Genomic DNA, 20418 nt, shown 5'->3' on the forward strand with positions numbered 1-20418 from the left:
CTCACCAAAGGATTCGGGGAAAGCGCGGAAGTATAGCGACGGTCCCCGCCTCGCGCAAGCTCTCTGCTCACCGACCGGCCAATGCCGCGCGGATCAGTCCGTCCAGTCGGTCCTGGTCGTAGCGCATGAGGATCCTGAACCGGTCCGCCTGGCCGCTCTGCCGGTTCCAGTCGACCACGGTCATGCCACGCGCGTGGCCATGGCCGAGTTCCACGACCACCGGCCGATGCACGTCCTGCGTCACACCGTCGGGTTCCAGCGCGAAGGCCATCGCCAGTGCATCGGCGGAGTGCCAGTACTCGCCACGGCGATCGGCCGACCACTCGCGGGTCTTCTTCGAAATGCGTTCGTAGAAGCGCGCGCGCGGCGAATCCGCGGCCAGCCATTCCAGCACGCTGTCGTGCAGCAGGCCGTGCGCGATGGTGCCTTCCCAGTCGGCCAGATCGATCTGCGGGAACCCCTCGAACACGATGTGCGCCGCTTCCGGATCGAAGAACACGTTGAACTCCGCCGCCGGTGTGATGTTGCCGTGGCCCGTCACCGCACCGGCCATCACGACCAGCCGGGCGACACGCTCGGGCAATGTCGGATCCAGCTTCAGCGCGAGCGCGACGTTGGTCAGCGGCCCCAGTGCAACCAGCAGCAGCCTGCCGGCGTGCTCGTGCGACAGGCGCAGGATCGCCTGCGCGGCGTGTTCGGCTTGCGCGGTGCGTTGCGCCGGCTCGTAACCGACATCGCCGAAACCGTCCTGCCCGTGCACGTAGCCGGCATCCGGCGCGGGGTGCAGCAGCGGGCCCGGGCAGCCGGCGAATACCGGCGCGTCCACTCCGGCCACTTCGCACAGCTTCAGTGCGTTGGCGACGGTGTGCCTGAGGCCGACGTTGCCGGCGGCGATGGTCAGTCCGACGACCTGATGGCGCGGGTCGTTGAAAGCCATCAGCAGGGCCAGCGCGTCGTCCACGCCGGGGTCGGTGTCGATCAGCAGGGGAATCTTGTCCATCGACCGATTATCTCCATGAACGGTTGCGTTCGCTTTTCAGTTTCCCAGCGCTTCGCGCAGCGCGCGCACGACGGCGGCATCGCTGCGCCAGTGTTCCGGCGCCAGGCCAGGCAGTTCGCGGTGCAGGCGCATGTGCGATGGGCGCAGCGCCTTCGCCGAGGCGTGTACGTCCTGCACGCCGGTGCGTCGCACCAGTTCGCCGACGTTGGCCGAGGTCACCCCTGCCCCGGCCATGACGCCGATGCGGCCTGCGGCCCGCTGCACGAGGCCGGCGATGGTGTCGACGCCGTCGATCGCGCTGGCGCTCGCGCCTGATGTGAGCACGCGCTCGCAGCCCAGCGCGATGGCGCTTTCCAGGGCTTCGCACGGATCGCGCGCGACGTCGAGCGCACGGTGGAACGTGACGCCGAGCGTTCCGGCCGCGGCTATCAGTTCGCGGCACAGCGGGGCGTCGACCACACCGTCTGCATCCAGCGCACCGATGACGATGCCGTCGCAGCCCAGCCGCGCGCACATCTCGACGTCGCGCAGCATCGTCTCGCGCTCGAGCGTGTCGTAGAGGAAGTCGCCGGCGCGCGGCCGGATCAGCACGTACAGCGCAATGCGCAGTCGTTCGCGCGCCATTGCCAACGTGCCGTAGGACGGTGTGCAGCCGCCTTCGCCGAGGTTCTCGCACAGTTCGATGCGGTCCGCGCCGCCTTCCTGCGCGGCCAGCGCCGAGGCCAGCGAGTTGGCCGCGATCTCCAGCCGCACGCGCGCCTGGCTCACGTCTGTTCGGTCCGATACACCGAAGCCGCATCGTGCAGGCGATCGTGCGGGCCGGGCGTGCCGTCCTGCACCGCGTAGACGAAGCCGCGATGCAACGCGAACGCGCCGACTTCGCCGGCCTTGTTCATCGCGAGGAAGCACACCTGCAGACGCTTGCTCGCCTCCGGCCGCTTGCGCACCACGCGGTCGATCGCCTCGCGGCATGCATCCACCGGCGAACGCCCCTGACGCATCAGTTCCACGACCAGGAAGCTGGCGGCGTTGCGGATCATCTCCTCGCCCACGCCCGAGGCGGTGGCGGCGCCGACATCGTTGTCGACGTACAGCCCCGCGCCGACGATCGGGCTGTCGCCCACGCGGCCGTGCAGCTTCCACGCCATGCCGCTGGTCGTGCACGCGCCAGCAAGCCGACCCTGCGCGTCACGCGCGAGGATGCCCAGCGTGTCGTGGTTGCTCGAATCGCCCGGGCGCATGCGCCGTTCGGCGTTGATCTGCGGTTCGTACTTCGACGTCTTCAGCCATTCGCGCCAGGCAGCGCGGGCCTGCTCGGTGAGCAGCGGCGTCTTCTCGAAACCCTGCGCGATGGCGAACTGCTGCGCGCCCTCGCCCACCAGCATGACGTGCGGCGTCTTCTCCATCACCGCGCGCGCGACGGACACCGGATGCGCGATGTCCTGCAGCGCCGCGACCGCGCCGCAGCGGCCGTCGCCGTCCATGATGCTGGCGTCCAGCGTCAGCACGCCGTCGCGATCCGGATTGCCGCAACGGCCGACGGTGGGATTGCACAGGTCGGCTTCGGCCCAGCGCGCGCCGGCCTCCACCGCGTCCAGTGCGCTGCCGCCGCGTGCGAGCACAGGCCACGCCACGGCATTGGCGCCTACGCCGAAGTCCCAGGTCGACACGACACGCGCGCCGACGGCAGGAGCGCTTTCGACGCGGGGAAGCGCGGCCGCGCCGGCCGCAAGCAACGATGCCTGGAGGAGCTGTCGGCGATTGCCCATCAATGATGTCCGCGAAGTCGGGTCAGAAGCCGGAGTGACGCTCGTAATACCAGGCCGCCGCGCCCACCAGTCCGAGCTGCCCATGGTCCACCAGCCACACCGGCACGCGCGCCAGCACTTCGCCCAGCACGCCCTTGTTGCGGAAACGCTGCGCGAAGTCGCTTTCGAGCAGGAAGGGACGGATCTGCGCGGGAATGCCGCCGGCCAGATACACCGCGTCGGCGCCGAAGGTCAGCGCGAGGTCGCCTGCCAGGCTGCCCAGCAGGCCGCAGAACATGCGCAGCGCCTCCTGCGCGTGCCGATCGCCGCCGGCCTGGGCGGCCGTGACGATCGCTTCCGGCGTGTCCAGGCGCGGCGTGGCGCCGTCGATCTCGCACAACGCGGTGTAGGTGTTGACCAGTCCGGGTCCGGAGAGGACACGTTCGTTGTCGACGTGCGGCCAACGTTCGAGCAGGCGCGCGATCAGGGCGAGTTCGCGCGCGTTGCCGGCGGCGAGCGAGGCATGCCCGGCCTCGCTGGCGAGCACGCGCAGCGGAACGCCCTGCTGCAACGTGCGGGGCAGGCACAGCGATGCACCGAAACCGGTGCCCGGGCCCAGCACCAGCGCCGGCCCCTCGCCCGCCTGCAGCGGGCCGCAGACGCGCGTCATGGCGGCCACGTCGATGTAAGGCATGGCGCAGGCCACGGCCTCGAAATCGTTCAGCAGCGCGAGGTAGGCGATCCGTGCCTCGCGGCGCGTGCGCTCCACCGACACCGGCCACTGCAGGTTGCTGTTGATCAGCGTGTCGCCTTCCAGCCGACCGGCGATGGCGACCACGGCGTGGGTCCTGTCAGCGCCGTGGGCGGTAACGAAGTCGTCGATGATCGCCGCGAGCGAGGGGAATTCGCCGCAGGCATAGCGATGGTAGGCAAGCACGTCGACTTTGCCGCCGGGCCGGACCTGGACGAGACCCAGGCGGGCGTGCGTACCGCCGACATCGGCGGCGATGAAGGGTTGGGCATCGTGCCGCCCGACGGGATGTTCGGTTGGAGCGGGAATCACGATCGGCGGCATCGGAACGGACGGAGGGCGTTCATGATGCCCAATTCGGCGAGGGGGCGTCAGTCCGGGCCTTCACACGACGGGCGAGGAGAGGCCCGATTCTCGGCCCGGCTGCCTCCAAACAGCGCAGCGCGCCTTACGCCGAGGCGAAGCGGACCGCGCCGCCGACCCAGCGCGCGACGATGCGCTCGGCCAGTTCCGGCGATTCGCGCAGCAGCCGCTCGCCCAGCTCATGCACCTGCGGAAGCAGGTCCGCATCGCGCGCCAGGTCCGCCACGCGGAATTGCGCCAGGCCGGTCTGGCGCGTGCCGAGCAGTTCGCCGGGGCCGCGCAGTTCCAGGTCCTTCTCGGCGATGACGAAGCCGTCGTTGGTCTCCCGCATCGTCTCCAGACGCTGCCGCGCCATCTGCGACAGCGGCGCCTGGTAGAGCATCACGCAGCTCGACGCCGCGCTGCCGCGGCCGACGCGCCCGCGCAACTGGTGCAGCTGCGCCAGGCCCAGGCGCTCGGCGTTCTCGATGATCATCAGCGAGGCATTGGGCACGTCGACGCCGACTTCGATGACGGTCGTCGCCACGAGCAGGCCGATCTCCCCGTCCTTGAACGCGCGCATGGTCGCCTGCTTCTCGGCGGCTTTCATGCGGCCGTGGACGAGGCCGACGCGCAGCTCGGGCAGGCGCTTGGACAGATCCTCGAAGGTGGACTGCGCGGCCTGCGCGACGACTTCGTCGCTGTCGTCGATCAACGTGCAGACCCAGTACGCCTGGCGGCCCTCGGCGCAGGCCTTGCGGATGCGTTCGACCAGTTCCGGCCGGCGCTCGGCGCTCAGCGCCACCGTCTGCACCGGCGTGCGGCCGGGCGGGAGTTCGTCGATGGCCGAAACGTCCAGGTCCGCATACGCGGCCATCGCCAGCGTTCGCGGGATCGGCGTGGCGGTCATCACCAGCTGGTGCGGAACGATGGCGTCGCCGTTGCCGCCGCCCCCGGTGCCCTTGTCGCGCAGCGCCAGGCGCTGGTGCACGCCGAAGCGGTGCTGTTCGTCGACGATGGCGAGGGCAAGATCGCGGAACGCCACGCCTTCCTGCATCAGCGCGTGCGTGCCCACGACGACCTGCGCCTCACCGGAAGCCACTTCCTCCAACACCTTCGCGCGCGCCTTGCCGGTGACCTTGCCGGCCAGCCACGCCACACGCACGCCCAGCGGTTCCAGCCATCCGCGCAGGTTGTTGAGGTGCTGCTCGGCGAGCAGTTCGGTGGGCGCCATCAGCGCGGCCTGCTTGCCGGCGTCCACGGCGTTCATCGCGGCCAGCGCGGCGACGACGGTCTTGCCGCTGCCCACGTCGCCCTGCACGAGGCGCAGCATCGGATGCGGCTGGGTGAGATCGGCCTGAATCTGCGCGAACACGCGCTCCTGCGCGCCGGTCAGCGCGAACGGAAGGCGCTCGCGCAGCTTGCCGGCCAGTACGACGTCGCGAAGCACGGGCGCGGCGTGCGCCTGTTGTGCGATGCGCTGGCGACGCAGGCTCAGGTGGTGGGCGAGCAGTTCTTCCAGCGCCAGCCGGCGCTGTGCGGGATGACGTCCGGCCAGCAGCGCGGCGACATCGGCGTCCTGCGGCGGGCGATGCACGGTCAGCAGCGCTTCTCGCAGCGACGGCACGCGTCCGCCGCCGGGCAGGCGGAAGGCGTCGCGCAGTTCGCGCGGCAACAATTCCAGCGCATCCTCGTCGGGCAGGCGGTCGAGTGCCTGGCCGATCAGTCGCCGCAGCGACACCGGACCGAGCCCTTCGATCGCCGGATACACCGGGTCCAGGCTGCTCCCGAGCGCATCGTCGCCGGCGTCGTCGAGCAGGCGATAGCTGGGATGCACGATCTCCAGCCCGTGCTGGCCCGGCCGCGGCGTGCCGTAGCAGCGCACGCGCGCACCGACCTGGAATTGCGCCACCTGCGCCGCGCGGAAGTGGAAGAAGCGCAGGACGAGCGTGCCGTGCGAGTCGTCGCCGATCGCCACGCGCAGCATCGGCCGGTAGCGGAAGCCACGCTCGACCGCCTCCACGCGACCTTCCACCTGCGCCGCTACACCGGGCTGCAGCAGGCTGACCGGCGTGATCGCCGTGCGGTCCTCGTACTGGCGGGGAAGCTGCAGCCACAGGTCCTGCAGCGTGGCCAGCCCGCGTGCGGCGAGCTTCTCGGCCACGCGCGGCCCGACGCCCTTCAGGGCGCTGATCGGCTGCTGCTGGAGATCGACGGACAGCCCGCCCTTGCGAATCGGCATCGCGAAAGGATGCCGTGAAAGGCGCGGTTCGACAAAGAGGGGAATGGCGCGGTGGGGTGTCGGTTACTCCCTCCCCTGCGTGCAGGGGAGGGTTGGGGAGGAGTGCGAAGCCGCATCGCGGCGAGCTCGGCGCTGTCGCGCCTTACTGCCCCCTCCCGACCTCCCCCTGCAAGCAGGGGGAGGAGCCAAACACCCGATCAGAAGTTCGCCGAGAACTCCACGCCGTACGTGCGCGGCTGCGTCAGGCGCGCGCCGACGGCGCCCAGCACGGTCATGCCGTAGGTGCCGAAGGAATTCACGTACTGGTTGTCGAGCAGGTTGTTCCCGTACACCGCGAAGCCCCAGTGGCCGTTCGCCGAGGTCCAGCCGATGCGCGCATCGAGGATCTCCTGCGCCTCGCCCGCCTCGGCCTGGCCGAAGCGGCCGCAACCCAGCACCGACACCGACTCATCGTTGCTGCGGCACTTGCCCACGTACGAGTAGCGCATCGCCGCACGCACGTCGCCCGCATCCGCCAGACGCCAGACGTAGTTCGCACCGGCCGCGAACGACCACTCCGGCGCGCCCGTCGGCTGGTCGCCCAGGTCCACGCCCTGCGGGTTCACGTAGGTCTTGTACGTGGAATCCAGGTACTCGGCGTTGAAGTCGAAACCCAGACCGTCGGTGGCCTGCCAGCGCAGGTCGAAGTCGACGCCGTAGGCTTCCTGGTCGGACGTGTTCACGACGAAGCGCGGAATCTCCGTCGTCATGTCCAGCGTGACGGCCTGGCGGTTGTCGTAGACGTAGTAGAACGCGGAGACGTTGTACGCCAGTCGGTAATCCGGCAGCGCATGCTTGATGCCGGTCTCGAAGTTCCACACGTCCTCGTTCTCGAACTCGCTGCCGATCTGCAGCGCGTTGAAGCCGCCGGCCTTGTAGCCCTTGGCGAGCGAGGCGAAGCCCATCAGGTCGTCGTTGAAGTGGTAGTCCAGGACGAAGCGCGGGCTCCAGTCGTCCCACGACTTGCTGGAACGGTTGAGCACGCCCTTGTTCGCCACCGCCGGCGGATCGATGAAAGCGATGTCGAACACCAGCGCTTCCAGCGGGATGCCGGCGGCATCGAGGAATCCGATGCGGTCCAGCAGCGCCAGCTGCGCGTCCAGCTGCGGTGCGCTGCGCAGGTCGTTGAACCAGGTGAAGTCCTTCTCGTCACGCGTATAGCGCAGGCCGACGGTGAGGTTGAGCTTGTCGTTGACATGCCAGATCACGTCGCCGAACGCCGCGTACGCCTTCGTGTCCAGCGAGTTCACGAACTTCTCGTTCCACGGCAGGCCGGTCAGGTCCACCGGAATGCCGAACATGTTCGCCGCCATCGTCAGCGGGCCGTACAGGCCGCCCGGCGCCAGGCCGAGGTTGTTGGCGATGGTGTCCACCGAATCGGTGAGCGCGTTGACCTCGCTCGTCTGGTCGGCGTCTTCCTGGAAGTAGCTCAGGCCGGCGACCCAGTCGATGCGGTCGCTGGAACCGGCGAACTTGAACTCCTGGTAGAAGTTCTCGTTGCTCTCGGTGTTGGTCGAATCGACGTAGAGGTAGCTGAGGTTGGTGCCATCTTCCTCCACGCGGTTGAGCGAGTCGTACTGGTGCCACGCGGTCGTGGAAGTCAGGCTGAAGCCGCCGAAGTTGTGGTCGACGATGAGCGTGGCGCCGTCGAAGGTGCGCGTCTCCGCGTCGGGCGCGTCGGTCATGTACGGCTGGTTTTCCGGATCCAGGAACGAATCCGGATCGGCCGGCGCCGTCGGCAGCGCGGGCAGGCGCGGGATCGGCACGATGCCGGTGGTGGCCTGGCCGCGCTGGTCGAGGCTCTCGTGGTCCCACGTAATCCACACCCGCGTGTTGTCGCCGAAGCGCGTCTGGAACGCGGCACGCGTGGCCCAGTTGTCTTCCGGCGCCAGGTCCTCGCCGGTGACCGCATCGCGCACCCAGCCGTCGGAACTGTTGAAGATGCCGTTGAAGCGGAAGGCCGAGTCATCGCTCACCGCGATGTTCGCCATGCCTTCGAAGTAGGTCTTGTTGTCGTTGCCCAGGCGCAGCTTGCCGCGCGCATGGTTGCCGTCGGTGTCGGGCCGGTGCGTGATGATCGAGATCGCGCCCGCCGCGGTGTTGCGGCCGAACAGCGTGCCCTGCGGGCCCTTCAGCACTTCGATGCGCTGCACGTCGGTGAACGGCAGCAGCACGCCGCCGCCGCGTCCGGCGTAGACGCCGTCCACGTACACGCCCACGGCCGGATCGGTGCCGATGCCGAAGTCGTCGGTCTCGATGCCGCGCAGCTGGAAACTCGGCTGCGTCGGCTGCAGGCTGTTGATGCGCAGGCCGGGCACGAAGCTGTCGATGTCGCCCAGGTCCTCGGCGGCGACGTCGTCGATCAATTGCTGCGTGACCACCTGCAGCGCGATCGGCACGTCGAGCAGTTCCTGCTCGCGGCTCTGCGCGGTGACGGTGATCGTGTCCAGCTGCGTGGCGTCCGGCGTGGCGGTGGCCTGCGCGAACGTAAGCGGCGCGGCCGCGACGGCGAAACATCCAAACAGCGCGCGACCCAGACCGAGCGCGAGCCTGCTCTTGCGTGGCGACATCGGAACTCCCCTCCCAATGACTTTCTTGTTGTATTGACGTCGCGCGGCCCTGTCCGCGCGACGCATGTCGGTGTTACTTCAGTGCAACGTGCGTGCCATCGCTGCTGCAGCTGCCCAGCCACGCGGAGATCCAGTCGCGGACCAGCGCGACGCCCTCCTCGTGCACGGTGCTGCGCCCCACTTCCGGCATCATCGCGCCCGGATCCAGGCTGTTCATGCGATACACCAGGATCGAATCCTGAGGCCGGCCCGGCACGATGTCGAACATGTGGTCGCCCGTGCCCTGCCCCGCCGCGACCGGCGGCTTGCACAGGCCGAGCCGCCGCGCGTCGTGAGTACCGGCGTCGAGCCACAGGCCCGAGGTGTCGGCCGCGCCGACCTGGCTGTGGCAGTGGCCGCAATTGACGTCGAGATAGGCTCGCGCACGCGCTTCCAGCGGCGCGGCGGGATCATCGAAACGCGCGTTGTGCGGAACGCCTTCGCCCGGCAGTCCCTGCAAGCGGTTCGTCGCGACCATGCGCGCCAGCTGGTTCTGGCCGGGATGCCATGGATCGTCGCGGTTGAGGTGGCGCGCCTTCGGACCGATCGGGTGCAGCTCGCGCGTGGTGTTGTTGGTGGCGTGGCAGCCGGCGCACTGGTTCTCGTCTGGGACCATGTAGGCGAAGGACGTCTTTGCGCTGCCGTCGGGCCTGTGCATGGTCAGCGGCACGGTGTCGCCGGCGCGCGCCAGCGTGGCCTGCGTCTGTTCCTCGTTCCACACGTAGGGCAGCGCCACCCAGCCGGTCTGGCGACGCACGAGCAGGCGCGTCTCGATCATCCGCACTTTCGTCAGATCCAGGCCGTCGCGGGTTTCGCCGGCCTGCTCGGCCACGCGCAGGACCGCGCCGTCGCCGGCGCGCGGGTAGTAGAACGTCTTGCTGATGATCGTGCCGACCGGGAAGTCGAACGCCGCGTCGGCCTGGTACGTCGCCTTCGTGCCGGGCGGCATCCAGATCGTGCGCAGCTTGTGCGCGTAGTCGCTGAACAACGCGGTATTGAGCGCGTACGGCTCCACGCCCGCGTTGAGGCGCAGGCGCTTGCCGTCGGCGGCGAGCACATGCCATTCGCTCAACGTCGCCGGCTGGCCCTGGGCATGGAACTGCACCGGCGCTTCGCTGTGCTTGCAACCGATGAGGGACATCGCGGCCACCAGCACGGCCGCCTGGATCACGAACCGCTTCATGCCGACGGTGCTGCCTTCGCGGCGGTCGCCGCGGCTTCGCCCGGAAGGGTCACCACCGGCAGCGGCGGCAGCGTGCAGCGCACCTTGTCGGTGACGACGCTCGGGTTCTTGTACTTGTTGGGACCGTCGGCGTTGAGCGTCTGCGCGGCGCCGTTGTCGATGCACACCTGCGCGCCGCCCGGGCGCTGCGCGTTGACGTAGCCGTCCCACAGCACGTCGGGCAGGCGGCCGTTGAGACCGAACATCGCCACCTTCAACGCCTTCAGGTCCAGGCCGTCGGGCTTGTCGCCGCCGCCCTTGAAGCGGTTGCCGTGGATGGCGATTTCCTCCGGGTACGGATCGAACAGCTTCGACACGCCCTTGTCGGTCATGTAGCCGGTGGAGAAGTAGCTGGACACGATCACGTTCGCCGTCTGGTTGTCGGCGATGTCGTTGTCGAAGATCTCGACCTTGTCGTTGGAGTTGATGACGATGCCCGATCCGGCCGGCACGCTCGCCACCGCCGCGCCCTTGGCGGCGAAGTTGTCGGTGTTGTTGGCGATCACCTTGTTGCGATACACGCGCGTGGTGTGCCCCGGCTGCGGCAGGTTGGGCATGTTGAACACCAGGATGCCGCCGGTGTTGTCGGTGGCGGTGTTCTCGTAGACGTCGGCGCCGATGGTGTTCTCGATCTCGATGCCGGCCACGTTGCGTTCGGCGCGATTGCGGCGCACGACGACGTTCTTCGACTGGCCCACGTAAATGCCGGCATCGGAGGCACCGATCGCGACCGAGTCCTCGATCAGCACGTTGGACGTCTGCACCGGATAGATGCCGTACGCGCCGTTGCTGGTCTTCGGGCCGCCCGTCCATTCCACGCGCACGCCGCGGATGGTGATGTTGGCGCCTTCGTTGATCTTCAGGCCGTCGCCCTTGGTGTCCTCGATGGCGAGGTTCTCCAGGGTGAAGTCGCCGGCGTTGACCAGCAGGCCTTCGGCACCGGCCTTCTGGTCCTTGAAACTGAGGATGGTCTTGTCCATGCCGGCGCCGCGGATCGTCACGCCGTTCACGCGCAGCGTGAGGCTGCGGTCGAAGGCGTGGCGGCCGGCGGGGATCTCGATGACGTCGCCGGGCTTGGCGTCCAGCAGGCGCTCGATCAGCACCTTCTGGAACTCGCTGTTCAGAGGCCCGGGACTGGCCGCAGGCGCGGCCGGTTGCTGCTGACAGGCGGCCAAAGCCACCAGCCCCACGGTGACTGCCACGCCAAGCACGATCCGCTTCATCCGACTCCCGTCCTCTTCGCGCGGCGCTGGCCGCGACCTGTCCGTGCGGCGCTGCGCCGCGAATGCCCCCTCCGGACAAGGGACCACGCCGGACCCTGCGGCGTGGCCCGCCCCCCGGACCCGTTCGGGAGTCTGTGACGATCCGGCAATCCCGGTGGAGGGCAAAGCCGGCATACTCAGGGGGGGAAACCGGACAAGCTACGCCAGCGTATGCCGAGCCAGCACATCAACGACGACGCCCGACTCAACACCGCCACCATCAAGAGCGGCATCGTCGCCGGCCTCGTTGCGATGGCGCGGGAGCACGGCGTCGCCAGCGAACCCTGGTTCTCCGGGCTGCGCCTGGGGCCGGCGGCGTTCGATGGCGAAACGCCTGTCTATCTCTCGTACCGCCAGGCGGGCCAGATCATCCGCCGCGCCGTGCGCAGCCTGCCCGTGCGCGGCCCCGGGCTGGTGCTGGGCGAACGCCAGACCATCGGCCACTTCGGTCTTCTCGGCCTGGCGATGCTGACCGCGCCGCGCTTCGCCCAGGCGCTGCAACTGGCGATCAAGTACGCACCGATCACCGGAGCGATGGTGGAACTGGAACTGGACGAGTACGACGACGGCGCGATGGGCGTGATCGCGCGCATGCACAGTGTCGACGCGGAGCTGGAGCCGTTCCTTTGCGAGGAACTGTTCGCCAGTTCGCTGATGCTGTGCCGCGGACTGCTCGGCGCGGAGTTCCGGCCGCGCTTGCTCGAACTGGCCTACGCCGCACCGTCGTACGCCAGCGACTACACGCACCTGTTCGCCTGCGAAGTGCGCTTCGATGCACCGCGCAACCGCGTCGTCATCGACCCGCGCTGGCTGCAGGCCACGATGCCCGCCGGCAACACCGCCAGTGCGCAGCAGATCATCGCGCTGTGCGAGGAGCAGATGCCCGCCGGCCAGCCACGCAGCGAAATCGTGGCGGTGGTCGAACGCCTGCTGCGCCAGCGCTTGGCCGACAACCCGCGCGAGGTCGAAATCGCCGCCGAACTCCACCTCACCGAGCGCACGCTGCGTCGCCAGCTCCACGCCGCGCAAACGACGTTCAGCGAACTGCACGACCGCGTGCGCAGCGAGTCGGCGCGTGCGCTGCTGGCCGATTCGCGCGTGAGCATCGCGCACGTGGGTGCGGCGGTGGGCTTCAAGGATGCGCGCGAGTTCCGGCGAGCGTTCAAGCGCTGGACGGGCGTGGCGCCGCGGGAGATGCGCGCCGGGGAGAAATCCGGCGCGTAGCCTGCGCTTGCGTCGCTTCGCGGGGCCGTGCATAAGGACGCATCGGCGCATCGCACCCGGGGACACGGATGAACCGCTTCATCGAGATCGCACGCGCCCGCACGCGACTTGAGCGCTACGGCTGGCCTCGCCTGCAGATGTCCGTGATCGTGCTGGTCACCGGCGCGGCCGGGCTGCTCGCTTCGTTCCTGCTGCTGGCCGGCGGGTTGGAATCGATGCTGCTGCGCTATCCGCTGGCGGTGCTCATCGCCTACGGCGTGTTCCTCGTGCAGATGGCGGTGTGGACGCGCTGGGGAAGCGATGCCTCGGATGCCCTGGATCTGACGGACCTTCCGACCGGGCGCACCGGCGGCGGCGGCTGGTCAGGGAGCGGCGGCCACTCGGGCGGTGGCGGCGCGTCTGCATCGTGGGGGCCTTCGTCCGGATCGGGATCCTCGTCCAGCTCCAGCGGGGTGGATCTTCTTGATGGGGTGGACGGCGACGGCCTGCCGCTGCTGGTCCTGATCGCGCTCGTCGCCGTGGCCGTGGTGTGCGTGATCGCGGCGGGCTGGGTGGTGTGGACCGCGCCGGCACTGATGGCCGAGCTCATGGTCGACGCCGCCATCGCCGGCGGCCTGTACAAGCGCATGCGCGGCACGCAATCGGAAGGCTGGTGGTGGCTGTGCGTGCGGCACACGTTCTGGCCGCTGCTGGGAGTGCTGCTGTTCTTCGTCGCGCTCGGCGTGGCGGCGAAGGTTTACGCGCCGCAAGCGACGACGCTGATGCAGGCGCTGCAGGCGCTCTGATCGGGACTTGCATCGCGCGGACGGAAGCTCCGCCCACGCGATGCGCGCGGAATCAGTCCAGCACCATCACCGCATCCACCTCGAAGCCGGCGCCGCGCGGCAGGCCGGAGACTTCGACGGTGGAGCGCGCCGGGTACGGCGCCTTGAAGAATTCGCCCATCACCGCGTTGACGGCGGCGAAGTTGCCCAGATCCGTCAGGTAGAGCCCCAGGCGCACGACATCGTTGAGCGAGCCGCCCGCGGCTTCGCACACGGCCTTGAGGTTCTCGAACGAACGGCGCGCCTGCGCGGCGATGTCGCCTTCCACCAGCAGGCCGGTGCTCGGGTCCAGCGGAATCTGGCCGGAGAGGTACACGGTGTCGCCGGCACGCACGGCCTGCGAATACGGGCCGATCGCGGCCGGCGCCTTGTCGGTCTGGATGATCTGGCGGGACATGGGTGGTTTCGGGATTCGAGATTCGGGATTGGAGATTAGATCAAAAGCGAGGAGCGGGTGCTGCTGCGCTCTTGCGAATCCCTAATCCCGAATCCCCAATCCCGAGGCCTCACATCCGCTGCACGCCCAGCACCACGTTGAGCCGGCGCACGCGTCGCATCACGTCGGCGAGGTGGCGGCGGTCGCTGACTTCGATGGCGAAGCGCATGACCGCGACGTTGGCGTCGCGTTCGATGTACTCCACGCGGTCGATGTTCGACTCCGCCTCGGCGATCGCGGCGGCGACCTGCGCCAGCGAGCCCGGGCGGTTGTCGACTTCGATGCGCAGCGCGGCGGCGAAATCGCCGGCGACCTGGCGGTCCCAGCCGATCGGCACCCAGCGGTCGGGCGACTTGCGGTAATCGGCGACGTTCGGGCAATCCAGGCGGTGCACCACGATGCCCTTGCCGGCCGTGTGGTAGCCCATGATCTCGTCGCCGGGAATCGGCAGACAGCAGTTGGCGAAGCTGATCACGCCGCGCTCGGCGCCTGTGATCAGGATCTTGTCCTGCGACATCGGCAGCATGCCGGCGGTCGGGTCGCGCAGCGGTTTGCCCGGCGCTTCGCGCGCGAGCGCCATCGCGACCTGCTGCGGCATGCGGTTGCCCAGCGCGATGTCCGCCAGCAACGCCTCCAGGCGCGGATAGCGGAACTCGCCCAGGTACGCATCCAGGCGTACCGGCGGCACGCGGTCGAGCGAGATGCCCAGCGCTTCCAGCGCGCGATCGAGCATGCGATGGCCCAGCTGCACCGCGTCCTCGTGTTCGAGCTGCTTGAGCTGCTGGCGGATCGAGGTGCGCGCCTTGCCGGAGACCACGAACTCCAGCCACTGCGGCTTCGGCGAGGACGATTTGGCGGTGATGATCTCCACGCGCTGGCCGCTGGCCAGCTTGGTGCGCAGCGGCACCAGCTTGCCGTCCACACGCGCGGCGACGGCCTTGTTGCCCACGTCGGTATGCACGGCGTAGGCGAAATCCAGCGCGGTGGAGTTGCGCGGCAGCGACATGATGTCGCCCTTGGGCGTGAACAGGTAGACCTCGTCCGGGAACAGGTCGACCTTCACGTTCTCCAGGAATTCCAGCGACGAACCGGTGGCGCGCTGCGTCTCCACCAGGTTGGCGATCCAGCTGTGCGCGCGGCTCTGCGCGCTGTTGGGACCGTCGCCGCCGTGCTTGTAGGACCAGTGCGCGGCAATGCCGCGCTCGGCGATGAGGTCCATTTCCTCGGTGCGGATCTGCACTTCGATCGGCGAGCCGTAGGGGCCGAACAGCACCGTGTGCAGCGACTGGTAGCCGTTGGCCTTCGGGATCGCGATGAAGTCGCGGAAGCGCGAATCCAGCGGCTTGTACGCGGCGTGCACGACGCCCAGCGCGTGGTAACAATCCGGCACTGTGCGCACGACGATGCGGAAGCCGAACACGTCCATCACCTGCGCGAAGGTTTTGTGCTCGGCGCGCATCTTGGTGTAGATGCTCCACGGCGACTTCACTCGGCTGACGAGGCGGTGCATCAGCTTTTCCTTCGCCAGCCGCTGCGCGAGTTGCGCTTCGATCTGCACCAGCGACTCGCGCCGCACCACCGGCTGCGTGCGCAGGCGTTTCTCGATCACCGCATGGCGCCACGGATGCAGCGCGCGGAAACCCAGGTCCTGCAGTTCGGCCTTGATCAGGTTCATGCCCAGGCGCTGGGCGATGGGCGCGTAGATCTCCAGCGTCTCGCGCGCGATGCGGTGGCGCGCTTCCATGCTCTGCGCGCCGAGCGTGCGCATGTTGTGCAGTCGGTCGGCGAGCTTGATCAGGATGACGCGCAGGTCGCGCGACATCGCCAGCAGCATCTTGCGGAAGCTCTCGGCAGCCGCCTCCTGGCGATCGCGGAACTGGATCTTGTCCAGCTTGGTGACGCCGTCGACCAGCTCCGCCACGGTCTCGCCGAACTCGCTGGCCAGGCCCTCGCGCGTGAGCGGCGTGTCCTCGATGGTGTCGTGCAGGATCGCGGCGATCAGCGTTTCGACGTCCAGTCCCTGGTCGGCCAGCACCTTCGCCACCGCGACCGGGTGCGTGATGTACGGCTCGCCCGACTTGCGCGTCTGCCCCGCGTGCGCGGCCGCGCCGATCGCCCAGGCGCGGCGCAGCTGGGCGCGCTGCTCATCGGGCAGGTAGTCGGCGGACTGTTCCAGCTCGCGCACGTAGTCGGGCACATCCGCGTCGTCGTGGACGGGAGGTACCCGCAGCGTGGAGGCAGTAATCGGCGCGGGCTGGGCGGGGGTCATGGATGGAATCTAAGCGCGGGGCAATGTGCACGCAATGCGAGACGGCTCCATTGACTGAATGGGGTCCGGTGTTCGCCAGGCAAGGAGCAGGAACGGGCCGGCATGCCGGGATCCCCCGCTGGCGATCTCGCGGGATCGCGAAAGTGGAACCGGGGTCGCGCGCGCAGCGCCCCATACGCAAACGGCCCCGCCGAAGCGGGGCCGTCGAAGCTGCATGGCCGATGGAAAACCGGCTGCAGCGGGGTATCAGTCGTCGCCCTTGGACAGGTCGTCGTCGGCCACCACTTCGGCCGCGGCCCATTCCAGCGCCTCGCGCTCCTTGCGCTCGCGCTCGGACTTCTCGACGGCGTCGATGTAGTCGGTGTCGATGCGGCGCGCGGCGATCTCACGCAGCGCCAGCACGGTCGGCTTGTCGTTGGCTTCGCTGTTGTCCAGCTGCGGATCCACGCCATTGGCCAGCTGACGGGCGCGCTTGGCGGCCATCATGACGAGTTCGAAGCGGTTGTTGACCACTTCCAGGCAATCTTCAACGGTGATGCGGGCCATGGGGCTCCTGGCGGCCGGCGGGCCGTCCATACAGGCTTTAAGGGACCGCAGAGTGTAGCCGTGCGCCCTTGCGGTGGCAAGCGCGCCCTTTCGAATCAGTCGCTTACGGGCGAATACCGCCCGAATCGGGCCTCAGACGCCCGGATCGTCCGCCAGCAGGGCCGTGATCAGGCGCGAATGGCGGGCCACCTGCTGGTCGCGGCGGACCCGGCTGGCGATGAAGATCGAGCACATCTCGCCCACCGCGGTCTCGAAATCCTCGTTGACGATGACGAAGTCGAACTCGCCGTAGTGCGACATCTCTTCGCGCGCGGCGGCCAGGCGCTGGGCGATGACTTCTTCTGTGTCCTGGCCACGGTTGCGCATGCGCTGCTCCAGCGCCTGACGCGAAGGCGGCAGGATGAACACGCTGACCGCGTCGGGCACCTTGTCGCGCACCTGGCGCGCGCCCTGCCAGTCGATCTCCAGCAGCACGTCCTTGCCGGACGCCAGTTGGGGTTCGACCGACTGCCGCGCCGAACCCTTCCAGTCGCCGTGCACCAGCGCGTGCTCGAAGAAATCGCCGGCGGCGACCATGTCCTCGAACTCCTGCGCACTGACGAAGTGGTAATGCTCGGCATGCCGCTCGCCCGGACGCGGCTTGCGCGAGGTGAACGAGATCGACAGGCAGATGTTCGGATCGCGCGCCAGCACGGCGTTGACGATGCTGGACTTTCCGGCGCCCGAAGGGGCGGCGACGATGAAGAGGGTTCCGCGCATGGTTGGCCGGGGTTCGATATTCGGGATTCGGGATTCGCAAAAACGAAGCGCTTGCGTCGGTGATGCTGTCGTCGGGGTGGGTTCCCGGCCTCCGCTGTTGCGAATCCCGAATCCCCAATCCCGAATCCCGGCCTCACTCGATGTTCTGTATCTGCTCGCGCACCTGGTCGATCAGCACCTTCAGCTCGACGGCGACCGCCGAGCTGCGCGCGTCCACCGACTTGGAGCCCAGCGTGTTCGCTTCGCGGTTGAATTCCTGCAGCAGGAAGTCGAGGCGGCGGCCGACGGCTTCCTTCAGCTTGAGCACGCGGCGCGCTTCGGAGACGTGCGAGTCGAGGCGGTCGAGCTCCTCGTCCACGTCCAGCTTCTGCAGCCACATCACCAGTTCCTGCTCCAGGCGGCCATTGTCGAGCGGCTGGGCGAGGTCGGCCAGGCGCGTCTCCAGCTTGGTGCGCTGGCCGGCGCGGATCTGCGGCATCAGCGTGCGCACTTCGGCGGCGAGCGAGGCGATGCCGTCGATGCGCTCGGAGATCACCGCAGCCAGCTTGGCGCCCTCGCGCTCGCGGGAACGCACGAATTCGTCCAGCACCTCGTCGAGCAACGCCAGCGCCTGCGCCTGCAGCGCGGCCGGATCGCCGGCGTGCGTCTGCAGCACGCCGGGGAACTGCAACAGTTCGGTCAGTTCGGTGCGCAGGCGCGGGAAGCGGGACTCCAGATCCATCGCCAGTTCGCTCAGCTCGCGCAGGCGCGCGTTATTGAGCTGCAACGCACCCTCGCCTTCCGGCGCGCGCAGGCGCAGCGTCAGGTCGATCTTGCCGCGCGCCACGCGGCCAGCCACGCGCTCGCGCAGCGCCGGCTCGAGCGCGCGCAGTTCGTCGGGCAGGCGCAGGCCGAGCTCGAGGAAACGGTGGTTGACCGAGCGCAGCTCGCAACCGAGCGTGCCCCAGGGCGTGGAGCGTTCGCCGCTTGCGAAGGCGGTCATGCTGCGGATCATCAGGAAATCCAAGGCCGACAGGGAGCGAATGGTAAACTCGCGCGCCCTCTAAACGGTAATTCGGTCATGTCCGGCTCGCCTGTCGCCCCCTCCGCCGGCTCCCCGGCCACCGTCGCCCGCCCCAGCGGCCGCGCGCCCGCGCAGATGCGCGAGGTCCGCATCGAACGCGGCTTCACCCGCCACGCGGAGGGCTCGGTGCTGGTGTGCTTCGGCGAAACGCGCGTGCTGTGCACCGCCACCGTGGAGAACAAGGTGCCTCCGTTCCTGCGCGGCAAGGGCGAGGGCTGGGTCACGGCCGAGTACGGCATGCTGCCGCGCGCCACGCATTCGCGCTCCGACCGCGAGGCCGCGCGCGGCAAGCAGGGCGGGCGCACGCTGGAGATCCAGCGCCTGATCGGCCGCTCGCTGCGCGCCTGCATCGACCGCAAGCTGCTGGGCGAACGCACCATCACGCTGGACTGCGACGTCCTGCAGGCCGACGGCGGCACGCGCACGGCGGCCATCACCGGCGCCTACGTGGCGCTGGCCGATGCGGTGCGCTGGCTGATGGCGCGGCGCGAGATCACGCGCGATCCGATCTTCGGCGCCGTCGCCGCGGTGTCGGTCGGCGTGTATCGCGGCGTGCCGGTGCTGGACCTGGACTACGCCGAGGACAGCGACTGCGACACCGACATGAACGTCGTCATGAACGACGGCGGCGGTTTCATCGAGTTGCAGGGCACGGCCGAAGGCCACGCCTTCCGTCGCGATGAACTCGACGCGCTGACCTCGCTGGCCGAAGCGGGCATCGCCGAACTGATCGTCAAGCAGCGCGAAGCGCTGGCAGGCTGAGCCATGAAGCGCTTCGTCGCCACCGTCACGCTCGTCGTGGACGACTACGACGAGGCCATCGCGTTCTACACCGGCGCGCTGCGCTTCGAACTGCTGGACGACATCGACCTGGGCGGCGGCAAGCGCTGGGTGCGTGTGGCGCCGAGCGGCGCCGAATCCGCGCTGCTGCTCGCGCAGGCCGATGGCGCGGAGCAGCGCGCGAGCGTCGGCAACCAGACCGGCGGCCGTGTCGGCTTCTTCCTGCACACCGACGATTTCGCGCGCGACCATGCGTCGATGCTCGAGCACGGCGTGCGTTTCCTCGAATCGCCGCGCCACGAGCCCTACGGCACCGTGGCGGTGTTCGAAGACCTGTACGGCAACCGCTGGGACCTGCTGGAGCCCAAGGCGTGAGCGCCGCATCCGAACGCTGGGTCATCGCCAGCAGCAACCGCGGCAAGCTGGCGGAGATCCGCGAACTGCTGGACGACAGCGGCATCGAGATCGTCACGCAGGGCGAACTGGGCGTGAGCGACGCCGACGAGACCGGCCTGACCTTCGTCGAGAACGCGCTGCTGAAAGCGCGAAAAGCCGCACGCGAAACCGGCCTGCCCGCGCTGGGCGACGACTCCGGCATCTGCGTGGATGCGTTGGGCGGCGCGCCCGGCCTTTACTCGGCGCGCTATGCCGGCGAGCACGGCAACGCGGAGGCGAACATCGACAAACTGCTGCACGCGCTGCGCGACGTGCCCGATGCGCAGCGCACCGCGCACTTCTATGCGGTGATCGTGCTGCTGCGCCACGCCGAGGACCCGCAGCCGCTGATCGCCGAAGGCATCTGGCGCGGCCGCGTGCTGCGCGAACGGCGCGGTGCGGGCGGGTTCGGCTACGACCCGGTGTTTCTCGATCCGGAGCAGGGCTTGTCGGCGGCGGAACTGGATGCCGAACTGAAGAACCGCATCAGCCACCGCGGCCTCGCGCTGGCCGCGCTGCGACGCCAGCTGCTGGACGCGGCGCGGTAGACGGACGTGCACGTCATCGTCTGGGAGTACGAGGTTCGGCCCGGCTCGGAAGCCGCGTTCGAAGCGATGTACGGCGCCGACGGTGACTGGGTCGCGCTGTTCCGGACGTTTCCGGGCTACCTGGGCACCGAGCTGCTGCGCGGCGACGGCCGCTACCTCACGCTCGACCGCTGGCGCAGCGAGCAGGACTACACTGCCTTCCGCGCCCACCTGCCGTCGCGCTACGCCGAACTGGACGCGCGCGGCGACGCCCTGACGCTCACCGAACGCCCGCTCGGCACGTTCCACGCCGACGACTGACCTTTCGCTCCACGCCACG

Annotated in this window: 19 protein-coding genes; 6 read left to right on the plus strand and 13 right to left on the minus strand. The window is 69.0% G+C overall.

The genetic code is table 11. From position 1 onward, the window contains the following. Nucleotides 1–67: 67 nt before the first annotated feature. From JI752_RS11845 to JI752_RS11880, 8 genes are all read right to left on the minus strand, one after another. Nucleotides 68–1000, minus strand: a complete 933-nt coding sequence (locus JI752_RS11845) for a nucleoside hydrolase (protein ID WP_216964086.1) — start codon at nt 998–1000, stop codon at nt 68–70. Between the two features lie 36 nt (nt 1001–1036). Further along, entirely contained in the window at nt 1037–1768 is a 732-nt protein-coding gene (locus JI752_RS11850; RefSeq protein ID WP_345777345.1) for a copper homeostasis protein CutC, read from the minus strand. After that, entirely contained in the window at nt 1765–2769 is a 1005-nt protein-coding gene (locus JI752_RS11855) for a N(4)-(beta-N-acetylglucosaminyl)-L-asparaginase (RefSeq protein ID WP_216964088.1), read from the minus strand. Before JI752_RS11855 ends, JI752_RS11850 begins: the two co-directional genes overlap by 4 nt. Before the next feature lie 22 nt (nt 2770–2791). After that, nucleotides 2792–3823 carry a glucokinase gene (locus tag JI752_RS11860; protein ID WP_216964090.1) on the minus strand — a complete coding sequence of 344 codons (1032 nt, stop codon included), beginning with the start codon at nt 3821–3823 and terminating at the stop codon, nt 2792–2794. Nucleotides 3824–3947: 124 nt separating this feature from the next. Next, nucleotides 3948–6083 (minus strand): ATP-dependent DNA helicase RecG, encoded by a 2136-nt coding sequence (recG, locus tag JI752_RS11865; protein WP_216964092.1) that lies wholly within the window; start codon nt 6081–6083, stop codon nt 3948–3950. A 197-nt stretch (nt 6084–6280) separates the two neighbouring features. Next, the gene (locus tag JI752_RS11870) at nt 6281–8692 is read right to left on the minus strand and encodes a TonB-dependent receptor (RefSeq protein ID WP_216964100.1); all 2412 of its coding nucleotides are present in this window, start codon (nt 8690–8692) and stop codon (nt 6281–6283) included. A 73-nt stretch (nt 8693–8765) separates the two neighbouring features. Beyond that, the gene (locus tag JI752_RS11875) at nt 8766–9914 is read right to left on the minus strand and encodes an SO2930 family diheme c-type cytochrome (protein WP_216964102.1); all 1149 of its coding nucleotides are present in this window, start codon (nt 9912–9914) and stop codon (nt 8766–8768) included. Continuing rightward, entirely contained in the window at nt 9911–11176 is a 1266-nt protein-coding gene (locus JI752_RS11880) for a parallel beta-helix domain-containing protein (protein ID WP_216964104.1), read from the minus strand. Before JI752_RS11880 ends, JI752_RS11875 begins: the two co-directional genes overlap by 4 nt. Before the next feature lie 210 nt (nt 11177–11386). Here JI752_RS11880 and JI752_RS11885 point away from each other — a divergent pair, with 210 nt between their 5' ends. Both JI752_RS11885 and JI752_RS11890 read left to right on the plus strand, forming a co-directional pair. Continuing rightward, entirely contained in the window at nt 11387–12439 is a 1053-nt protein-coding gene (locus JI752_RS11885) for an AraC family transcriptional regulator (RefSeq protein ID WP_216964106.1), read from the plus strand. Between the two features lie 68 nt (nt 12440–12507). Then, complete coding sequence (locus JI752_RS11890) at nt 12508–13224, plus strand: hypothetical protein (protein ID WP_216964107.1); 717 nt, start codon at nt 12508–12510, stop codon at nt 13222–13224. Nucleotides 13225–13276: 52 nt separating this feature from the next. Here JI752_RS11890 and JI752_RS11895 read toward each other — a convergent pair whose 3' ends face one another. The 5 genes from JI752_RS11895 to JI752_RS11915 all read right to left on the minus strand — a co-directional run bounded on the left by JI752_RS11895 (nt 13277) and on the right by JI752_RS11915 (nt 18267). Then, entirely contained in the window at nt 13277–13660 is a 384-nt protein-coding gene (locus tag JI752_RS11895) for a RidA family protein (protein ID WP_216964109.1), read from the minus strand. A 109-nt stretch (nt 13661–13769) separates the two neighbouring features. After that, nucleotides 13770–15968: a bifunctional (p)ppGpp synthetase/guanosine-3',5'-bis(diphosphate) 3'-pyrophosphohydrolase gene (locus JI752_RS11900; protein ID WP_216964111.1), complete on the minus strand. Its 2199-nt coding sequence runs from the start codon at nt 15966–15968 to the stop codon at nt 13770–13772. A 246-nt stretch (nt 15969–16214) separates the two neighbouring features. Next, nucleotides 16215–16514, minus strand: a complete 300-nt coding sequence (gene rpoZ, locus JI752_RS11905) for a DNA-directed RNA polymerase subunit omega (protein ID WP_216964113.1) — start codon at nt 16512–16514, stop codon at nt 16215–16217. A 132-nt stretch (nt 16515–16646) separates the two neighbouring features. Then, complete coding sequence (gene gmk / locus JI752_RS11910; RefSeq protein WP_216964115.1) at nt 16647–17273, minus strand: guanylate kinase; 627 nt, start codon at nt 17271–17273, stop codon at nt 16647–16649. 133 nt (nt 17274–17406) lie between these two features. Continuing rightward, nucleotides 17407–18267, minus strand: a complete 861-nt coding sequence (locus tag JI752_RS11915; protein ID WP_216964117.1) for a YicC/YloC family endoribonuclease — start codon at nt 18265–18267, stop codon at nt 17407–17409. Between the two features lie 66 nt (nt 18268–18333). Between JI752_RS11915 and rph the strand changes: the two genes are divergently transcribed. Genes rph through JI752_RS11935 form a run of 4 tightly spaced genes read left to right on the plus strand, consistent with a single transcriptional unit; the run spans nt 18334 to nt 20399 of the window. Next, nucleotides 18334–19098, plus strand: coding sequence for a ribonuclease PH (gene rph, locus JI752_RS11920; RefSeq protein WP_216964120.1), 765 nt, complete (start codon nt 18334–18336; stop codon nt 19096–19098). Between the two features lie 3 nt (nt 19099–19101). Continuing rightward, nucleotides 19102–19491, plus strand: a complete 390-nt coding sequence (locus JI752_RS11925) for a VOC family protein (protein ID WP_216964122.1) — start codon at nt 19102–19104, stop codon at nt 19489–19491. Continuing rightward, entirely contained in the window at nt 19488–20099 is a 612-nt protein-coding gene (gene rdgB / locus JI752_RS11930; protein WP_216964124.1) for an RdgB/HAM1 family non-canonical purine NTP pyrophosphatase, read from the plus strand. The genes JI752_RS11925 and rdgB overlap by 4 nt, the downstream gene beginning before the upstream one ends. Before the next feature lie 6 nt (nt 20100–20105). Next, nucleotides 20106–20399 (plus strand): antibiotic biosynthesis monooxygenase family protein, encoded by a 294-nt coding sequence (locus tag JI752_RS11935; protein WP_216964126.1) that lies wholly within the window; start codon nt 20106–20108, stop codon nt 20397–20399. Nucleotides 20400–20418 lie beyond the last annotated feature (19 nt).

Origin of the sequence: Lysobacter sp. MMG2, from assembly GCF_016735495.2 — a bacterium.
Lineage (GTDB): Bacteria > Pseudomonadota > Gammaproteobacteria > Xanthomonadales > Xanthomonadaceae > Lysobacter_J.

What these genes read in the sequence shown, in the direction of transcription:
- JI752_RS11845 (WP_216964086.1), bottom strand. Translation starts at nt 1,000, where the DNA reads ATGGACAAGATTCCCCTGCTGATCGACACCGACCCCGGCGTGGACGAC.
- JI752_RS11855 (WP_216964088.1), bottom strand. Translation starts at nt 2,769, where the DNA reads ATGGGCAATCGCCGACAGCTCCTCCAGGCATCGTTGCTTGCGGCCGGC.
- JI752_RS11860 (WP_216964090.1), bottom strand. Translation starts at nt 3,823, where the DNA reads ATGCCGCCGATCGTGATTCCCGCTCCAACCGAACATCCCGTCGGGCGG.
- recG (WP_216964092.1), bottom strand. Translation starts at nt 6,083, where the DNA reads ATGCCGATTCGCAAGGGCGGGCTGTCCGTCGATCTCCAGCAGCAGCCG.
- JI752_RS11870 (WP_216964100.1), bottom strand. Translation starts at nt 8,692, where the DNA reads ATGTCGCCACGCAAGAGCAGGCTCGCGCTCGGTCTGGGTCGCGCGCTG.
- JI752_RS11875 (WP_216964102.1), bottom strand. Translation starts at nt 9,914, where the DNA reads ATGAAGCGGTTCGTGATCCAGGCGGCCGTGCTGGTGGCCGCGATGTCC.
- JI752_RS11880 (WP_216964104.1), bottom strand. Translation starts at nt 11,176, where the DNA reads ATGAAGCGGATCGTGCTTGGCGTGGCAGTCACCGTGGGGCTGGTGGCT.
- JI752_RS11885 (WP_216964106.1), top strand. Translation starts at nt 11,387, where the DNA reads ATGCCGAGCCAGCACATCAACGACGACGCCCGACTCAACACCGCCACC.
- JI752_RS11890 (WP_216964107.1), top strand. Translation starts at nt 12,508, where the DNA reads ATGAACCGCTTCATCGAGATCGCACGCGCCCGCACGCGACTTGAGCGC.
- JI752_RS11895 (WP_216964109.1), bottom strand. Translation starts at nt 13,660, where the DNA reads ATGTCCCGCCAGATCATCCAGACCGACAAGGCGCCGGCCGCGATCGGC.
- JI752_RS11900 (WP_216964111.1), bottom strand. Translation starts at nt 15,968, where the DNA reads ATGACCCCCGCCCAGCCCGCGCCGATTACTGCCTCCACGCTGCGGGTA.
- rpoZ (WP_216964113.1), bottom strand. Translation starts at nt 16,514, where the DNA reads ATGGCCCGCATCACCGTTGAAGATTGCCTGGAAGTGGTCAACAACCGC.
- gmk (WP_216964115.1), bottom strand. Translation starts at nt 17,273, where the DNA reads ATGCGCGGAACCCTCTTCATCGTCGCCGCCCCTTCGGGCGCCGGAAAG.
- JI752_RS11915 (WP_216964117.1), bottom strand. Translation starts at nt 18,267, where the DNA reads ATGATCCGCAGCATGACCGCCTTCGCAAGCGGCGAACGCTCCACGCCC.
- rph (WP_216964120.1), top strand. Translation starts at nt 18,334, where the DNA reads ATGTCCGGCTCGCCTGTCGCCCCCTCCGCCGGCTCCCCGGCCACCGTC.
- JI752_RS11925 (WP_216964122.1), top strand. Translation starts at nt 19,102, where the DNA reads ATGAAGCGCTTCGTCGCCACCGTCACGCTCGTCGTGGACGACTACGAC.